Source organism: Stutzerimonas balearica DSM 6083 (assembly GCF_000818015.1).
In the GTDB taxonomy this organism is placed as follows: Bacteria; Pseudomonadota; Gammaproteobacteria; order Pseudomonadales; family Pseudomonadaceae; genus Stutzerimonas; species Stutzerimonas balearica.
In genome coordinates this window covers 2,084,546-2,101,663 of sequence record NZ_CP007511.1, presented here as the reverse complement: position 1 = coordinate 2,101,663, position 17,118 = coordinate 2,084,546, and the positions used below count along the sequence as shown (strand labels likewise).

At 67.0% G+C, this 17,118-nt stretch carries 11 protein-coding genes; 6 read left to right on the top strand and 5 right to left on the bottom strand.

The features are described from left to right. The first annotated feature begins 11 nt into the window (after nucleotides 1–11). Together CL52_RS09550 and CL52_RS09545 are read left to right on the top strand one after the other, a co-directional pair. A complete protein-coding gene (locus CL52_RS09550; protein ID WP_043220174.1) occupies nucleotides 12–3,116 on the top strand; it encodes an efflux RND transporter permease subunit in 3,105 nt (1,034 codons plus the stop codon). Further along, nucleotides 3,113–4,588, top strand: a complete 1,476-nt coding sequence (locus CL52_RS09545) for an efflux transporter outer membrane subunit (protein WP_041105474.1) — start codon at nucleotides 3,113–3,115, stop codon at nucleotides 4,586–4,588. The genes CL52_RS09550 and CL52_RS09545 overlap by 4 nt, the downstream gene beginning before the upstream one ends. 16 nt (nucleotides 4,589–4,604) lie before the next feature. Here CL52_RS09545 and CL52_RS09540 read toward each other — a convergent pair whose 3' ends face one another. The 5 genes from CL52_RS09540 to CL52_RS09520 all read right to left on the bottom strand — a co-directional run bounded on the left by CL52_RS09540 (nucleotide 4,605) and on the right by CL52_RS09520 (nucleotide 12,866). Further along, on the bottom strand, nucleotides 4,605–5,594 hold the full coding sequence (locus CL52_RS09540; RefSeq protein ID WP_043220172.1) for a TRAP transporter substrate-binding protein: 990 nt from the start codon (nucleotides 5,592–5,594) through the stop codon (nucleotides 4,605–4,607). Nucleotides 5,595–5,765: 171 nt separating this feature from the next. After that, a complete protein-coding gene (locus tag CL52_RS09535; protein WP_043220170.1) occupies nucleotides 5,766–7,154 on the bottom strand; it encodes an efflux transporter outer membrane subunit in 1,389 nt (462 codons plus the stop codon). Next, nucleotides 7,151–10,321, bottom strand: a complete 3,171-nt coding sequence (locus tag CL52_RS09530; RefSeq protein WP_043220167.1) for an efflux RND transporter permease subunit — start codon at nucleotides 10,319–10,321, stop codon at nucleotides 7,151–7,153. Before CL52_RS09530 ends, CL52_RS09535 begins: the two co-directional genes overlap by 4 nt. 95 nt (nucleotides 10,322–10,416) lie before the next feature. Next, nucleotides 10,417–11,646, bottom strand: coding sequence for a multidrug efflux RND transporter periplasmic adaptor subunit MexE (mexE, locus tag CL52_RS09525; RefSeq protein ID WP_043220165.1), 1,230 nt, complete (start codon nucleotides 11,644–11,646; stop codon nucleotides 10,417–10,419). A 302-nt stretch (nucleotides 11,647–11,948) separates the two neighbouring features. Beyond that, the gene (locus CL52_RS09520) at nucleotides 11,949–12,866 is read right to left on the bottom strand and encodes a LysR family transcriptional regulator (RefSeq protein ID WP_041105469.1); all 918 of its coding nucleotides are present in this window, start codon (nucleotides 12,864–12,866) and stop codon (nucleotides 11,949–11,951) included. Between the two features lie 253 nt (nucleotides 12,867–13,119). On the opposite strand from CL52_RS09520, the gene CL52_RS09515 reads away from it, so the two are divergent. The 4 genes from CL52_RS09515 to ligD all read left to right on the top strand — a co-directional run bounded on the left by CL52_RS09515 (nucleotide 13,120) and on the right by ligD (nucleotide 17,031). After that, on the top strand, nucleotides 13,120–14,136 hold the full coding sequence (locus tag CL52_RS09515; RefSeq protein WP_043220163.1) for a zinc-dependent alcohol dehydrogenase family protein: 1,017 nt from the start codon (nucleotides 13,120–13,122) through the stop codon (nucleotides 14,134–14,136). A gap of 100 nt (nucleotides 14,137–14,236) precedes the next feature. Continuing rightward, nucleotides 14,237–15,091: an SDR family oxidoreductase gene (locus CL52_RS09510; protein ID WP_043220160.1), complete on the top strand. Its 855-nt coding sequence runs from the start codon at nucleotides 14,237–14,239 to the stop codon at nucleotides 15,089–15,091. A 50-nt stretch (nucleotides 15,092–15,141) separates the two neighbouring features. Continuing rightward, nucleotides 15,142–16,092: a non-homologous end joining protein Ku gene (gene ku / locus CL52_RS09505; RefSeq protein ID WP_043220157.1), complete on the top strand. Its 951-nt coding sequence runs from the start codon at nucleotides 15,142–15,144 to the stop codon at nucleotides 16,090–16,092. An 18-nt stretch (nucleotides 16,093–16,110) separates the two neighbouring features. After that, nucleotides 16,111–17,031: a non-homologous end-joining DNA ligase gene (gene ligD, locus CL52_RS09500; protein WP_052264537.1), complete on the top strand. Its 921-nt coding sequence runs from the start codon at nucleotides 16,111–16,113 to the stop codon at nucleotides 17,029–17,031. Nucleotides 17,032–17,118 lie beyond the last annotated feature (87 nt).

The window sequence follows — 17,118 nt, the reverse complement described above, 5'->3', positions numbered from 1 at the left end:
GAGGGCGATCGATGAATCTTTCGGCGCCGTTCATCGCCCGCCCGGTAGCGACCATGCTGCTGAGCCTGGCGATCCTCCTGCTCGGCGGGGTGAGCTTCACCTTGCTGCCGGTCTCGCCGCTGCCGAACATGGATTTCCCGGTGATCACGGTGCAGGCCAGCCTGCCCGGCGCCAGCCCGGAGATCATGGCGTCCAGCGTCGCAACGCCACTGGAGCGCTCGCTCGGCAGTATCGCCGGGGTCAGCCAGATGACCAGCCGCAGCAGCCAGGGCTCGACGCGGATCATCATCCAGTTCGACCTGAGCCGCGACATCAACGGTGCCGCCCGCGACGTGCAGGCGGCGATCAACGCCGCGCGCAACCTCCTGCCGAGCGGCATGCGCAGCATGCCCACCTACCGCAAGATCAATCCGTCGCAGGCGCCGATCATGGTGCTGTCGCTGACCTCCGAGGTGCTCGACAAGGGCCAGCTCTACGACATCGGCTCGACCATCCTCGCGCAGAAGCTGTCGCAGGTGCCCGGCGTCGGCGAGGTCCAGGTCGGCGGCAGCTCGCTGCCGGCCGTGCGCGTCGAGCTGCAGCCGCAGCAGCTCGAGCAGTACGGCGTGTCGCTCGACGAAGTGCGCCAGACCATCGCCAACGCCAACGTGCGGCGGCCCAAGGGCATGGTCGAGGATGACCACCGTCACTGGCAGGTGGCGGCCAACGACCAGCTGCACGAGGCCGCCGACTACACCCCGCTGATCATCCGTTATCAGGACGGCGCGGCGCTGCGCCTGGGCGACGTGGCGCGCGTCAAGGATTCGGTCGAGGACCGCTACAACAGCGGTTTCTTCAACAACGAGCCGGCGGTGTTGCTGATCGTCAATCGCCAGGCCGGTGCCAACATCATCGAAACCATCGAGGGCATCCGCGCCGAACTGCCGGCGCTGCAGGCGATACTGCCGGGCAGCGTCGCGCTGGACGTGGCGATGGACCGCTCGCCGGTGATCCGCGCGACCCTGCACGAGGCCGAACGCACGCTGCTGATCGCCGTGGCACTGGTGATCCTGCTGGTGTTCCTGTTCCTCGGCAAACTGCGCACCGCGATGATTCCGGCCCTGGCGGTACCGGTGTCGCTGGTCGGCACCTTCGCCGTGATGTACCTGGCCGGCTTCTCGCTCAACACGCTGTCGCTGATGGCGCTGATCCTCGCCGCCGGCCTGGTGGTCGACGATGCCATCGTGGTGCTGGAGAACATCGCCCGGCACATCGACGACGGCGTGCCGCCGCTGCGCGCGGCCTACATCGGCACCCGCGAGGTGGGTTTCACGCTCTTGTCGATGAACGTCTCGCTGGTCGTGGTGTTCGTGTCGATCCTGTTCATGGGCGGGCTGGTGGAGCGGCTGTTCCGTGAGTTCAGCCTGACGCTGGCGGCGGCCATTCTGGTCTCGCTGCTGGTCTCGCTGACGCTCACGCCGATGCTCTGCGCCCGCTGGCTCAAGCGCCACGACCCACAGCACGACAGCCGCCTGCATGTCTGGAGCCACCGCCTGCACGAGCGGCTGGTCGGCTGGTATGACCGTTCCCTGGCCTGGGCGCTACGCCACCGGCGGATCACCCTGCTCAGCCTGCTGGCGACCGTCGCGCTGAATGTTGTGCTCTACGTCCAGGTGCCGAAAACCTTTCTGCCGCAGCAGGACACCGGCCAGCTGACCGGCTTCATCCGCGGCGATGACGGCCTGTCGTTCCAAGTCATGCAGCCGAAAATGGAGGTGTTCCGCAAGGCGGTGCTGGCCGACCCGGCGGTGGAAAGCGTGGCCGGTTTCATCGGCGGGCAGGGCGGCATCAACAATGCCTTCATGATCGTGCGGCTCAAGCCGCTGGCCGAGCGGCACCTCTCGGCGCAGGAGGTGATCGAGCGCATCCGCCGCAACCAGCCAAAGGTGCCGGGCGGGCGCATGTTCCTCATGGCTGACCAGGATCTGCAGTTCGGCGGCGGGCGGCAGAGCAGCTCGGCGTACTCGTACTCGCTGCTGGCCGGCGACCTCGACGATCTGCGCACCTGGACGCCGCGTGTCATCGCCGCGCTCAAGGCCTTGCCCGAGCTGACCAGCATCGACGCTAACGATGGCGAGGGTGCGCAGCAGATCACCCTGGTCGTGGACCGTGATGCGGCCAAGCGGCTGGGCATCGACATGAGCACCGTGACGACGCTGCTGAACAACGCCTTCAGCCAGCGGCAGATCTCGACCATCTACGAGGCGCTGAACCAGTACCGCGTGGTGATGGAGCTCGACCCGGCCTATGCGCAGCACCCCGAGGTGCTCGACCAGGTCCATGTGATCACCGACGACGGCCAGCGCGTGCCCCTGTCGGCCTTCGCACGCTACGAGCGCAGCCTGGAAGAAGACCGCGTGCAGCACGACGGCCAGTTCGCCGCGGAGAATATCGACTTCGACCTCGCACCGGGCGTCAGCCTCGACCAGGCGACGCTGGCGATCGAACGCGCGGTGGCGGCCATCGGCCTGCCGAGCGAGGTGCAGGGACGGCTGGGCGGCACCGGCGACGTGTTCAAGGCGGCGCAGGAAAGCCAGCCACTGATGATTCTCGGTGCACTGCTGCTGGTCTACATCGTGCTCGGCGTGCTCTACGAGAGTTACATCCACCCTCTGACGATCCTCTCGACACTGCCTTCGGCGGGCGTCGGCGCGCTGCTGGCGATCATTCTCACCGGCGAGCAGTTCAGCCTGATCTCGCTGCTCGGCCTGTTCCTGCTGATCGGCGTGGTGAAGAAGAACGCCATCCTGATGATCGATCTGGCCCTGCAGTTCGAGCGCAACGACGGCCTGGCACCGGCCGACTCGATCCACCGCGCCTGCCTGCTGCGCTTCCGGCCGATCCTGATGACCACCCTGGCCGCCATCCTCGGCGCCGTGCCGCTGCTGGTCGGCGGTAGCGAAGGCGCCGAAATGCGCCAGCCGCTGGGCCTGGCGATCATCGGCGGCCTGGTGCTCAGCCAGATCCTCACGCTCTACACCACGCCGGTGGTCTACCTCTACCTCGACCGTCTGCGCCATCGCTTCAACCACTGGCGTGGAGTGCGTACCGACGCCGCCCTGGACAATCCGCTATGACCGTTTCCGCTCGACGTTTCCACCTGCGCCCACTGGCCATGCTCACCCTGGGACTGCTGCTGGGTGGCTGCACCCTTGGCCCCGACTACCGGAGGCCGGAGCTCACGCTCGGCAGCGCGTTCAAGCAGGCCGAAGGCTGGAAGAGCGCCGCACCGGGCGATCTGCTCGCGCGCGGCCCTTGGTGGTCGCTCTATGGCGATGCCGAGCTCGATGCGCTGGTCGCTCGGCTCGAGCTGTCCAACCAGAACCTCGCCGCCGCCGAAGCGCAGTACCGCCAGGCCCGCGCCCTCGTGCGCAGCGCCCGTTCGCAGCTGTTCCCCAGCGTATCCGGCAGTGCATCGGCTACCCGCAGCGGGCAGGGTAGCGGGTCGCAGGGCACGACTGGCGCGAGCGGGATCAGCGAGAGCTACCAGCTGGGGCTGGATGCGGCCTGGGAGGTCGACCTGTGGGGGCGGCTGCGACGCAACCTCGAAGCCAGCCGGGCCGACATGCAGGCCAGCGCGGCCGATCTGGCCGCCCTGCGCCTGAGCCTGCAGGCCGAGCTGGTGCAGACCTATCTGCAGCTGCGGGTAATGGATGCCCAGCAGCGCCTGCTCGACCAGACGGTGGATGCCTACGCGCGCTCGCTGCGCCTGACGGAGAACCAGTACCGCGCCGGCATCGTGCCCAAGTCGGACGTGGCGCAGGCACGCACCCAGCTCAAGCAGACCCAGGCGCAGGCCATCGACCTGCAATGGCAACGTGCACAGTTCGAGCATGCCATTGCCGTGCTCGTCGGCGTGCCGCCCAGCGAACTCGACCTGGCGCGGCGCGAGGGCATTCCGCAGCTGCCGCAGTTGCCGGTGGCGCTGCCCTCGCAACTGCTCGAACGCCGCCCGGACGTGGCCGCGGCCGAACGCAACGTGATGGCCGCCAACGCCGAGATCGGGATAGCCAAGACCGCCTGGTTTCCGGACCTGACGCTCTCGGCTTCCGGAGGTTACCGCAACAGTGCCTGGAGCAACCTGGTGGAGGTGCCCAACCGCTTCTGGTCGCTTGGCCCGCAGTTGGCGGTCACGCTGCTGGATTTCGGCGCGCGGCGCGCCGAAGTCGAACGCGCCGAAGCCGCCTACGACCAGACCGTGGCGAGCTATCGACAGACCGTGCTCGACGGCTTGCGCGAAGTGGAGGATGCGCTGGTGCAGCTGCGCGTGCTGGATGAGGAGGTTGGAGTACAGCGCGAGGCGCTGGAGTCGGCGCAGGAATCACTGCGCCTGATCGAAAACCAGTACCGCGCCGGAATGGTCGACTTCCTCAGCGTGGCGACCGTGCAGACCACCGCACTGAACAACGAGCGGACCCATCTGGGCCTGCTAGGGGATCGCCTGCTGGCCAGCGTTCAGCTGATCGCCGCGCTCGGCGGGGGCTGGGACAGCAGCCGGCTGGAGGACCCGGCGCTGACGACCGGCTCCAGCCAGGGGCAGACGCGGTAAGGCGGCTGCCGACCGCTCAGCGGCTCCTGCGGTTGACGTGTTCGGCGGCCTTGATGATGTCGGCGCCGATCACCGGCTCGAACTGCTGCCAGACCGGGCGCATCTTCTCGCGCCAGGCCTGCCGCTCTTCGTCGCTCAGGGCGATGATCTGGCTGGTGCCGGCCTGACGGATGCGCTCGCGGTCGGCCTGGTTCAGCTGCTCGGCCTCCTGATTCACCATGTAGGTGACTTCGTCGATGATCGCTTCCAGCTCGAAACGCACCTTGTGCGGCATGCTCATCCAGAAACGGGTGTTGGTCACCAGCATGTAGTCCAGCACGCCGTGGTTGGTCTCGGTGATGTAGGGCTGCACCTGGTGCATGTTCTTGCTGTAGATGTTCGACCAAGGGTTTTCCGCGCCCTGTACGGAGCCGGCTTTCAGCGCGCTGTAGACCTGCGCGAAGGGCAGTTTCTGGCTGTTCGCGCCGACCGCGTCGAACTGGGCCTGGAGCACGGCCGAGGGCTGGATGCGGAAGCTCAGGCCGGCGGCATCGGCCGGTCGATGCAGCGGGCGGGTGGCCGAGAGCTGCTTCATGCCGTTGTGCCAGTAGGCCAGGCCAGTGATGTTGTGCGTTTCCATCGAGCGCAGCAACTGGCGGCCCTTGGCACGCTTCTGGAAACGGTTCACCGCGTCGATGTCGTCGAACAGGAACGGCAGGTCGAACACCTGGACCTGCTTGGTGTACTGCTCGAACTTGGCCAGCGACGGTGCCAGCAGCTGCACCTTGTCCTCACGCAACGCCTCGAGCTCATCCGCGTCGCCGTAAAGCGAGGAGTTCGGATAGACCTCGACGCTCACCTGGCCCGGCAGGCGTTCTTCGGCCAATCGCTTGAACAGCAGCGCCCCCTTGCCCTTGGGCGTGTCCTCGGCGACCACGTGGGAAAACTTGATGACGATGGGCTCCGCCTGGGCAAACGCGCTGGCAACGGCCAGCACGAGCCCGGCAAGGGTAATGATCGGCTTCATGAAAGACTCTTTTCTTCTGGTTGGTTGGCAGCGCATCGCGCGGAGCAGGGCCTGCGGACGCTTTCGGACTTTCAACCGCTTCTTATGCCAAAGACGGATGACAACCGAAAGCGCCCAGGGCCACCAACCGGAAGGGACCTGCACCAGATCACAGTTTGGCCGGCGCGGGGCTCAGCTCTGCCAGCCGCCCCCCAGCGCCTTGTACAGCGCGACGATGCCGCGGTAGACCTCGACCTCCGCCTGCGCCTGGGCGTCTTCGGCAGCCAGGCGCTCGCGCTCGGCGTCGAGCAGCACGAGAAAATCCTCGCTGCCCTCGCGATAGCGAATGCGCGCCTGCTCGGCTGCGGCACGGCTGGCTTCGGACTGGCGCAGCTGTGCCAGCAGGCGCTGCTGCGCATGGCCGTAGTCGCTGAAGGCATTCTGCGACTCCTCCAGTGCCAGCAGCACCTGCTGCTCGTAGGCCGCCAGAGCCCCCTCGGCCTCGGCCTCGGCGCCGCGCAGGCGGGCGCGTACGCTGCCCAGGTCGAAGGCCGCCCAGCTGATGCCCGGGGCCACGCTCCACGCCTCGGCTGCGCTGGAACCGAGCTGCGAGCCGCGCCCGGCGATGAAACCGAGAAAACCGGACAGGCTTACCCGCGGAAACAGGTCCGCCGTGGCCACGCCGACATTGGCGGTCGCCGCCGCCAGTTGCCGTTCGGCGGCACGGATGTCCGGCCGGCGGCGCAACAGTTCGCCCGGATCGCCGATCGGCAAGGCCTTGGCAATCGCCGGCAGCTCGCGTGGCGAGAGGTCGACACTGAGCCCGTCGGCGCGCTGGCCAAGCAGCGTGGCGATGCGGATGCGATTGCGCGCACGCGCCTGCTGGGCCTGCAACTGCGGCAGCGTCGCCTCGGTCGCGGCCAGGCGCGCATCGGCGCGCAGCACGTCGAGGTCGCTACCCAGGCCGCCGTCGCGCAGTTGTACCGTCAGCTCGCGCGAGCGGCGCTGGTTGTCCAGGTTGGCGCGGGCGATGCGCTCGCGTAGCTGGGCGCCGCGCAGCTGGCCGTAGGCATCGACCAGCTCGGCGATCAGGCTGACCTGCAACTGCTGCAGGTCGGCCTCGGCCGCCTCGGCCTGCGCCTCGCTGGCCTCTAGCCGGCGCTGGATGCGGCCAAACAGGTCCAGCTCCCAGGCCATGTCCAGCCCCAGGTCGTAGCGTTCGATGTCAACCCGCCGATCACCAAAACCCGGCTGCTGCGCCTTGCCGATTTCGGCACCCGCGCCTGCCGTGACCGTCGGGAAACGGTCATTGGCCGCGTCGTCGCGGATCGCCCGGGCGCTGCCCAGGCGGGCGAAGGCGATACGTAGCTCGCGGTTCTCCGCCAGCGCATGGGCCACCAGGCGGTCCAGGGTGGGGTCCTCGAACTGCTGCCACCAGGCGCCCTCGAAGCGCGCACGGTCGAAGCCGGCCGCGGCAGCCCGCTCGATGCGCGCCGGCTCCGGTTGCGGCGCACGGTAATCCGGACCGACCGCGCAACCGGCGATGGTCAGAGCGAGCAGGGAAAGGGTGAAGAACTTCATGCGCGGGCCTCCTTGAATACCGCCTTGCGCGCTTCACGCTTCTCGACGAAGGCGCGAATCACCAGATAGAACACCGGGGTCAGCAACAGGCCGAAGAACGTCACCCCAAGCATGCCGCTGAACACCGCAACACCCATGGCATGGCGCATCTCGGCACCGGCCCCGCTGGAGAGCACCAGCGGTACCACGCCCATGATGAAGGCGAAGCTGGTCATCAGGATCGGCCGCAGGCGCAGGCGGCAGGCTTCGAGGGTGGCGGCGAGCCGGTCCATGCCTTCCTCCTGCTTGTCCTTGGCGAACTCGACGATGAGGATCGCGTTCTTGCATGCCAGCCCCACCAGCACGATCAGGCCGATCTGGGTGAAGACGTTGTTGTCGCTGCCGGCCAGGATCACTCCGGTGATGGCCGAGAGCAGTGTCATCGGCACGATCAGGATCACCGCCAGCGGCAGGCTCCAGCTCTCGTACTGCGCGGCCAGCACCAGGAAGGCCAGGAGCACGCAGAGCGGGAAGACGAACACCGCGGTGTTGCCGGCGAGGATCTGCTGGTAGGTCAGCTCGGTCCATTCGTAGGTCATGCCGTTGGGCAGCTCGGCCTGGAGCAGACGTTCCATGGCTGCCTCGGCTTGCCCTGAGCTGTAGCCCGGTGCGGCGGCGCCGTTGATCTCCGCGGTGAGGAAGCCGTTGTAGTGCATCACCCGGTCCGGGCCGGCGCTGTCAGTGACGCTGACGAAGGTCGACAGCGGGACCATCTCGCCGCGGTTGTTGCGCACCTTCAGCTGGCCGATCTGCTCTGGCGCCAGGCGGAACTTCTGGTCGGCCTGGACGTTGACCTGATAGGTGCGGCCGAAGCGGTTGAAGTCGTTTGCATACAGCGAGCCGAGGTAGACCTGCATGGTGTCGAAGATGTCATCGATGGCCACGCCATGGGTCTTGGCCTTCTCGCGGTCGATATCGGCGTCCACCTGCGGCACGTTGACCTGATAGCTGGTAAACAGGCCGGCCAGCTCCGGATAGTCCGCGCTCTTGGCGATGACGTTCTGCACCTGCTTGTACAGCTCCTCATAGCCGAGGTTGCCGCGATCCTGCACCTGCACGCGGAAGCCGCCGATGGTGCCCAGGCCCTGCACAGGTGGCGGCGGGAAGATGGCGATGAAGGCATCCTGGATCTGCGCGAACTGGCCGTTCAGGTCCGCCGCGATGGCGTTGGCCGACAGCGACGGGTCCTTGCGCTCATCGAAGGGCTTGAGCGGGGTGAAGACGATGCCGCTGTTCGGGCTGTTGGTGAAACCGTTGATCGACAGCCCCGGGAAGGCCACGGTGTTCTCCACGCCCGGATGCTTGCCGGCGATTTCCGACATGCGCTTGATCACATCCTCGGTACGGTCCAGGGTGGCGGCGTCCGGCAACTGGGCGAAGGCGACCAGGTACTGCTTGTCCTGCTGCGGAACGAAGCCGGTCGGGGTACTGGCAAAGCCCATGTACCCCAGGCCCACCAGGCCGACGTAGACCAGCAGTGCCACGGCGCTGCCGCGCAGGATGCGCCGCACCACGCCGACGTAGCCATGGCTGGCGCGGTCGAACACGCGGTTGAACGGGCGGAACAGCCAGCCGCCGAGCAGCCGGTCGAGCAGCCGTGAGAAGCCGTCCTTCGGCGCATCGTGGGCCTTGAGCAGGGTCGCAGCCAGCGCCGGCGACAGGGTCAGCGAGTTGAACGCCGAGATCACCGTCGAAATCGCGATGGTCAGTGCGAACTGCTGATAGAACTGCCCGGTAAGGCCGGAAATGAACGCAGTCGGGATGAACACCGCGCAGAGCACCAAGGCGGTGGCGATGATCGGCCCGGTGACTTCCTTCATGGCCTGGCGGGTCGCCTCTACCGGCGACTTGCCGAGGCCGATGTTGCGCTCGACGTTCTCCACCACGACGATGGCGTCATCCACCACGATGCCGATGGCCAGCACCAGGCCGAACAGCGACAGCGCGTTGAGCGAGAAACCGAGCAGGTGCATCACCGCGAAGGTGCCGATCAGCGACACTGGCACGGCGGCCAGCGGAATGATCGAAGCGCGCCAGGTCTGCAGGAACAGGATCACCACCAGCACCACCAGCACGATGGCCTCGAGCAGGGTGTGCACCACCGCCTCGATGGAGCCACGCACGAAGATGGTCGGGTCGTAGACGATCTCGTAGTCCACGCCCTGGGGGAAGCTCTGCTTGAGCTCGGCCATGCGCTCGCGCACCAGGTCCGAGATGGCGATGGCGTTGGAGCCCGGGCGCTGGAATATCGGGATGGCCGCCGCCGGCTGGTTGTTCAGCAACGAGCGCAGGGCGTACTGGCTGGAGCCCAGTTCGATGCGGGCGATGTCCTTCAGGCGGGTGATCTCGCCGTCCTCGCCGGCACGCACGATGATGTTCTCGAACTCCTCCTCGTCCACCAGGCGGCCCTGGGTGTTGATCGACAGCTGGAAGTCGGTGGCGCCCGGTGCCGGCGGGGCGCCCAGGGCGCCGGCGGCGACCTGACGGTTCTGCTCGCGAATGGCGTTGACCACGTCGGTGGCGGTGAGGTTGCGCTGGGCGACCTTGTTCGGGTCGAGCCAGACGCGCAGGGAATAGTTGCCCAGGCCGAACAGCTGCACGTCGCCCACACCGTCCAGCCGCGCCAGCTCGTCCTTGACGTTGAGCGCGGCGTAGTTGGACAGGTAGAGCATGTCGTAGCGGTTATCCGGCGAGGTCAGGTGCACCACCATGGTCAGGTCGGGGGAGGCCTTGTCGACGGTCACGCCGAGGCGCTGCACCTCGGTGGGCAGGGTCGGCATGGTGCGCGTCACGCGGTTCTGCACCTGCACCTGGGCGTTGTCCAGGTCGGTGCCGAGGGCGAAGGTGATGGTCAGCGTCAGCTTGCCGTCGGCGGTCGCCTGGGACGACATGTAGAGCATGCCCTCGACGCCAGTGATGGCTTGTTCCAGCGGCGAGGCAACGGTTTCGCCGATCACCTTGGGGTTGGCGCCAGGGAAGTTGGCCCGCACCACCACGGTGGGTGGAACGACTTCCGGGTATTCACTGATCGGCAACTGGAACAGCGAGATGGCGCCGCCGATGAGGATCACCAACGACAGCACGGCGGCGAAAATCGGCCGTTTGATAAAGAATTGCGAGAAATTCATGGCGCACTCCGGGGTAGGGCGCGGCGGGCGCGCCCTGGCGGATCGATCGGATGGGCGCGACTGGCGCGCCGGAGTTCAGGTCTGCTGTCGGACGGTCAGCTGCTCGGGCGCTGGGCCAGGGTGCGCTCGTCGACCTGCGGCTTCATCGCCTCGCTGATCGCACGGTTCTGCTGCTTCAGCGCCGCCAGCGTCTCGGCGTCGGCCATCGGCACCGACTCGGGCTGCACCGGGCTACCCGGGCGTACGCGCTGCAGGCCGTTGACCACGATGCGCTCGCCCTTGGCCAGGCCATCGCGCACGATGCGCAGCCCTTCGAGCTTGGGCCCGAGCTCGACCGGCCGGTAGGCAACGGTGCCGTCCTCGGCCAGTACCAGGACGAACTTCTTGCCCAGGTCAGTGCCCACCGCCACGTCCTTGATCAGCACGGCCTCGTAGGTCGGGCTGCCGACCAGCTTCAGCCGTGCATACAGGCCGGGGGTGAAGCTGCCGTCACGGTTGTCGAACACGGCGCGACCGCGGATGGTGCCGGTGCGCGGGTCGACCTGGTTGTCCATGAAGTCCATGTGGCCCAAATGCGGGTGGCCGTCCTCGTCCGAGAGGCCGAGATAGACCGGGGTCGCCTCGCCGCGGTCGCCCTGACGCGCCAACTCGCGGTACTTCAGGTACAGACGTTCGTCCGCTTCGAAGTAGGCGTAGACCTTGTCGGTGGAGACCAGCGTGGTCAGCAGGGCCTCGCCGGCGTTGACCAGGTTGCCGGCCGTGATTAGTGCGCGGCCGGCACGGCCGTCGATGGGCGCCGTCACGCGGGTGAAGGAGAGGTCCAGCTGGGCCTTGTCCAGCTGCGCCTGGATCGCCGCGACCGCGGATTTCGCTTCGCTGGCGGCGCTGACACGGGCATCGGCCAGTTCGGCGGAAATCGCGTTCTTCTGCCGCAGGCGCTCGCCGCGCTCGGCTTCGGCGGCGGTGCGCTGCTGGGTCGCGCGGGCCTGTTGCAGCTGCGCCTGCAAACGCTTGACCTCGGCCTGGAACGGGCGTGGATCGATCTGGAACAGGAGGTCGCCTTTTTTCACCAGCGCGCCTTCCTCGAAGGCCACCTTGTCGATGAAGCCCGAGACGCGCGGGCGGATCTCCACCGACTCCGGCGCCTCCAGGCGCCCGGTGACCTCGTCCCACTCGGTCACCTGCTGCTCGATGACTTCGGCCACGCTGACCGCAGGCGGCGGCGTACCCGACTGGGTGGCCTCCGGTGCCTTGCCGCAGGCGGCGGTGATCAGCACCGTCAGGGCAATAAGGGGAAAACGCAAGGCGTTGAGCGAACGTTCCATGCTTGACTCCGCAAGTCGGTTTTTCGATGGCGGAAATCTGCGCGGTCAGGTCCTCAGGCAGAAATCGAACGAGCCGAAGGTGAATATCACTGGCGATGATGTTTGCGCATCGATCATCAGCAGCAGGCAATAACGGTAGGGGAGGAAAACGACCGCCAGGTCCTTTTCACCGAATCGCGGCGTGGATCGGCTGCGTCGGCTGGCAGCCGGTGCTGCGTTAGCAATCGGCAATGACGTCGAGAAAGGCGTGACGGCGTGCAGGGGCGGGGAGACGCGTGGAAAAGGCTGCGCCGTTTTCCACCCTACAGGCTGTCCGGATCGCCGACGAACATCTGGATGCGCGAGCGCAGCCAGCGTTCGGCCGGGTCGTTGTCCTGGGCGCCGCGCCAGGCCATCGACAGTTCGAAGTCCTGGCTGGTCTCGAACGGCAGCGGCTCGGCGCGCAGGCCACCATGGGCCACCAGCGCGGCGGCGGCGTAATCCGGCACCGTGGCAACGATGTCGGTCCCGGCCAGCAGGTTGGACAGGCCATTGAACTGCGGCACCGCCAGCACCACCTTGCGCTGGCAGCCGTGCAGCGCCAGTTCCTCGTCGATGTAGCCATTGAGGTCGCCAGCGAAGGACACCATGGCGTGCGGCCTGGCGCAGTAGTCTTCCAGGCTGAGGCGCCCGGGAATGCTGTCGGCGCGCAGCAGCATCGGCTTGGGCCGGCGCAGCACCTTGCGTTTGGCATTGGCCGGCAGTTCCTCGGTGTAGCAGACGCCCACGGAAATCTCGCCGGAGCCCAGCAGGCCGGGCATCAACAGATAGTTGGCGCGGCGCACCACCAGCACCACACCAGGCGCCTCGGCGCGCAGGCGGCGCAGCAGCGGCGGGAGCAGGGCGAACTCGACCTCATCGGTAAGCCCGATGCGAAACACCTGGGTACTGGTCGCCGGGTCGAAAGACGAAGCGCGACTGACCGCCGTCGAGATCGAGTCCAGCGCCGGCGACAACAGCTGGGCGATCTCCTGGGCGCGAGCGGTCGGCTCCATGCTGCGCCCGGTGCGCACGAACAGCGGGTCGTCGAACAGGGTGCGCAGGCGAGCCAGCGCCGCGCTGATCGCCGGCTGGCCAAGGAACAGCTTTTCCGCTGCGCGCGTCACGCTGCGCTCGTGCATCAGCGTTTCGAAGACGATCAGCAGGTTGAGGTCGACGCGGCGAAGATCGTTGCGGTTCATGCCTGGTCACTTCGGTCCTTGAGCCGTGCAGCGTAGAGCGGCTCGGCGAGAGAGGCGAGCATTCTAGTAGCCGGGGCGGCAAGCGGGTCAATGACAAATCGCGCTTTCGAAGTGGTGCCACCGCGCGATACATACAGCGCTCCATCATTTCGGCGCATGGCGACTATCGATGCGAATCCGGGTGCCTCGCTGGAGTTGTGCCCGCACTGACGATAGAGTCCACAGGCACAGTAGTAGTAAGACGAGGGTCGCGATGTCCCGCATCATACGTTTCCACCAGTTCGGTCCGGCCGAAGTTCTGCGTTACGAAGAACGGCCCGTGCCCGTGGCAGGGCCGGGGGAAGTGCTGATCGGCGTGCGCGCCATCGGTGTCAGCTGGAACGACGTGCTCTGGCGGCAGGATCTGGCGCCGCGCCACGCGCGCTTGCCGGCGGGGCTCGGCAGCGAGGTCGCCGGCGAGGTGCTCGCTGTGGGCGAGGGCGTCGAGGGCTTTGTCGTCAGCGATCGGGTGGCCGGCTTTCCCGCGCATGATCTCAATCAGTACCCGCTCTATGCCGAGCATGCGCTGCTGCCGCAGCAGGCGCTGGTGCACTACCCGGACATGCTCGAGGCCGGCGAGGCAGCGATCCACTACACGCCGATGCTGGTCAGCTACTTCGCGCTGGTCGAGCTGGCGCAACTGGAGCCCGGCCAGCATGTGCTGATCAACCAGGCCGCGCATTGCACCGGCCCGGCTGCCGTGCAGCTGGCCAGGGCGCTGGGCGGCCGCGTGATCGCCACCTGTGACACCAGCGAAGACCGCGACTACCTGCGTGAACTGGGTGCCGAGACGGTGATCGTCACCGAGGAAGAAGACCTGGTCGGCCGCCTGCAGAAGGTGACCGAAGGCCGCGGTGTCGAGGTGGTGCTGGACGCCTGTGGCGGTTCGCAGATGAAGCTGCTGGGCGACGTCATGGCGCCGCTGGGAAAGTTGATCCTGTACGGCATGAACGGCGGCAACGAAACCGCGCTGCCGGTCTGCGCGGCGTTCAAGAAGAACTTCAAGTTCTTTCTCCACTGCCTGTGCGACTTCACCGGCCAGCCGGAGCTGGGTATCGAGCAGAACCGCGAGGCCGTCGAGCGCGCCCTGCAGCACATCAACCAGCTGACTGCCGATCGGCTGATCAAGCCGCAGGTCGACCGGCGTTTTGCCTTTGAACAGGCGGTCGAAGCGCACCGTTACGTTGAAAGCGGCGAGCCGCGCGGCCGCGTGGTGCTCATGCTCGGCTAGAACGCCACGCCAGCCACCTCTCATCGCCGGGCAGAAACTTTTGCCAGGCGCCCTCAGTCCTCCGAACACAGGTTCCAACCCGTTGACGGAGGATTTTTGCATGGCTGACAACCAGACCCTGCCACCCCAGCAGCAACCCGAACCCGGCCAGGAAAGCCAGATGCACCCACGCCCGGAGTTCCGCGGCGAGGACTACAAGGCGGCCGGCAAGCTGGCGGGCAAGGTTGCGATTGTCACGGGCGGGGACAGCGGCATCGGACGCTCGGTGGCGGTGCTTTTCGCCCGCGAAGGCGCCGATGTGGCCATCCTCTACCTCGACCAGCATCAGGATGCCGAGCAAACCCGCAAGGTCGTCGAGGAGCAGGGTAGGCGTTGCCTGACGTTCGCCGGGGACGTTGCCGACCCCGCCGTGTGTCGCAAGGTCGTGGACGAGACGATCGCCACCCTCGGCCAGCTCGACATCCTGGTCAACAACGCGGCCGAGCAGCATCCGCGCGAGCGCTTCGAGGACATTCCGCCGGAGCAGTGGGAGCGCACCTTTCGCACGAACGTCTTTGGCATGTTCCAGATGACCCAGACCGCACTGCCGCAGCTGAAGCAGGGCGCGTCGATCATCAACACCACCTCGGTGACCGCCTACAAGGGCAACCCGATGCTGATCGACTACTCCTCGACCAAGGGCGCCATCGTCGGTTTCACCCGCGCGCTGGCCATGCACCTGGCCGAGCGCGGCATCCGGGTCAACGGAGTGGCGCCAGGGCCGATCTGGACGCCGCTGATTCCGTCGACCTTCGATGCCGACAAGGTCGCCGAATTCGGCTCCAACGTACCGATGAAGCGCCCCGGGCAGCCGGAGGAAGTGGCGCCGGCCTATGTCTACCTGGCCAGCAGCGATTCGTCCTACGTCAGCGGCCAGGTACTGCACGTCAACGGCGGTACGGTGGTCAACGGCTGAGCAGGCGTGCGCCGGGCCAGAGGCCCGGCCCGCAAGAGAGGAGAGCGGCTATGCCACGCACGATCTGGAAAGGCGCGGTCAGTTTCGGTCTGGTGCACATTCCCGTGGCGCTGGTACCGGCTACCACGCGTTCGGGCATCGATTTCGACTGGCTGGACAAGCGCAGCATGGACCGCGTCGGTTACAAGCGCATCAACAAGACCACCGGCGAAGACATCGACAGCGAGAACATCGTCAAGGGCGTGGAGTACGAGAAGGGTCACTACGTCGTCATCAGCGACGAGGAGATCAAGGCCGCGCACCCCAAGGCTACGCAGACGCTCGACATCATCGCGTTCGTCGACGCCAGCGACATCTCCTTTCTGTACATCGACACGCCGTATTACCTGACGCCCGAGCGGCGCGGCGAAAAGGTCTACGCGCTGCTGCGCGAGACCCTCGAGCAGACCGGCAAGGTAGGCATCGCCAATGTGGTGCTGCGCAACAAGCAGCATCTGGCGGTAGTCATGCCGCTGGGCAAGGCGCTGGTGATGAACACCCTGCGCTGGGCCGAAGAGGTGCGCGGCGTCGAGTATCTGGAACTCAAGGACGAGGCGCTCGACCCCGACCTGGCCGAACGCGAGCTGGACATGGCCAAGCGGCTGGTCGAGGACATGACCGAGAAGTGGAAACCGGAGCAGTACAAGGACACCTTCCAGGACCAGATCATGGACCTGGTTGAGAAAAAGGCGCGCGAGGGCAAACTCGAGGCCGTCGGCGGGCCGGAGGAGGCTGTCGACCAACGCAGCGCGGACGTCATCGACCTCACCGAGCTGCTCAAGCGCAGCCTGGCGGCCAAGCCTGGCAAGCGCGCTGCGAGCGAAGACGACGAGCCGGAAGCCGCCGCGAGCACTCGCAAGCCGGCGTCCAAATCCAAGCCGGCCGCCAAATCGAGCACGCGAACGCGCAAAGCTGCGGCTGATGAGCCGCGCAAGGGTTCGTCGCGCAAGAAGGCCGGCTGATCCGGTTACGGAGGTGCCATGGCGGCACAGGGCAAAGGGCGCGCGCGCCCGCTGGTTGGCGGGGTAGGGATCAGCAACCCGCAGCGGGTCATCGACCCGACCAGCGGCACCACCAAGCTGGCGCTCGCCGAGTACTACCTGCAGGTGGCCGACTGGCTGATGCCACAGCTGGCGGGGCGGCCGCTCTCCATCGTGCGAGCTCCTGAAGGGCTTGCCGGCGAGAGCTTTTTCCAGCGTCACTGTGGACGCCTGAAGATGCCGCACATGCGGGCCCTGCCCAAGAAGCTGGACCCCGAGCACGCGCGCCTGATCCAGGCTGACGAGATCAGCGCCGTGATCGAGGCGGTGCAGATGGGCACCCTCGAGTTTCATACCTGGAATGCCCACAGCGATCGCATCGAGCGGCCGGACCGGGTGATCTTCGACCTCGACCCTGACCCCGCGCTGCCCTGGGCGCGCATGGTCGAAGCGACCGAACTGACCCTGGCACTGCTGGACGAACTCGGCCTTAGGGCCTTTCTCAAGACCAGCGGCGGGCGCGGCATGCATGTCGTGGTGCCGCTGGATCGGTATTCCGACTGGGATTGCGCGCGCACCTTCGCCCAGGGCGTGACCCAGCGCCTCGGCCGCGAGCAGCCCGCGCGCATCGCCTGCAAGATGGGCGCGCAGAACCGGGTCGGGCGCATCTTCGTCGACTACCTGCGCAACCAGCGGGGTGCCAGCACCGTGGCGGCGTACTCGGTGCGTGCACGGCCGGGCCTTGGCGTGTCCCTGCCGGTAAGCCTGGACGACGTGCAGCGACTCGAAGGCGCCGATCAGTGGCGGCTGGACAACGTGCGCGCGTACCTCGCCGAGCGCGAAGACCCCTGGGCTACGTATGCGCACACGCGCCAGCGGCTGACCCGCAGGCTGCTCGAGCAGCTGCGCGACGACAGCTGAGCGACCCGGCGCGCCAGGCGGTCGCGCCGCCTGTCATACCGCTGGAACCCTGAATGCAGACGCAAAGTCGACTCCTCAGATAGCCAG

What these genes read in the sequence shown, in the direction of transcription:
- CL52_RS09550 (WP_043220174.1), top strand. Translation starts at nt 12, where the DNA reads ATGAATCTTTCGGCGCCGTTCATCGCCCGCCCGGTAGCGACCATGCTG.
- CL52_RS09545 (WP_041105474.1), top strand. Translation starts at nt 3,113, where the DNA reads ATGACCGTTTCCGCTCGACGTTTCCACCTGCGCCCACTGGCCATGCTC.
- CL52_RS09520 (WP_041105469.1), bottom strand. Translation starts at nt 12,866, where the DNA reads ATGAACCGCAACGATCTTCGCCGCGTCGACCTCAACCTGCTGATCGTC.
- CL52_RS09515 (WP_043220163.1), top strand. Translation starts at nt 13,120, where the DNA reads ATGTCCCGCATCATACGTTTCCACCAGTTCGGTCCGGCCGAAGTTCTG.
- ku (WP_043220157.1), top strand. Translation starts at nt 15,142, where the DNA reads ATGCCACGCACGATCTGGAAAGGCGCGGTCAGTTTCGGTCTGGTGCAC.
- mexE (WP_043220165.1), bottom strand. Translation starts at nt 11,646, where the DNA reads ATGGAACGTTCGCTCAACGCCTTGCGTTTTCCCCTTATTGCCCTGACG.
- CL52_RS09535 (WP_043220170.1), bottom strand. Translation starts at nt 7,154, where the DNA reads ATGAAGTTCTTCACCCTTTCCCTGCTCGCTCTGACCATCGCCGGTTGC.
- CL52_RS09510 (WP_043220160.1), top strand. Translation starts at nt 14,237, where the DNA reads ATGGCTGACAACCAGACCCTGCCACCCCAGCAGCAACCCGAACCCGGC.
- CL52_RS09540 (WP_043220172.1), bottom strand. Translation starts at nt 5,594, where the DNA reads ATGAAGCCGATCATTACCCTTGCCGGGCTCGTGCTGGCCGTTGCCAGC.
- CL52_RS09530 (WP_043220167.1), bottom strand. Translation starts at nt 10,321, where the DNA reads ATGAATTTCTCGCAATTCTTTATCAAACGGCCGATTTTCGCCGCCGTG.
- ligD (WP_052264537.1), top strand. Translation starts at nt 16,111, where the DNA reads ATGGCGGCACAGGGCAAAGGGCGCGCGCGCCCGCTGGTTGGCGGGGTA.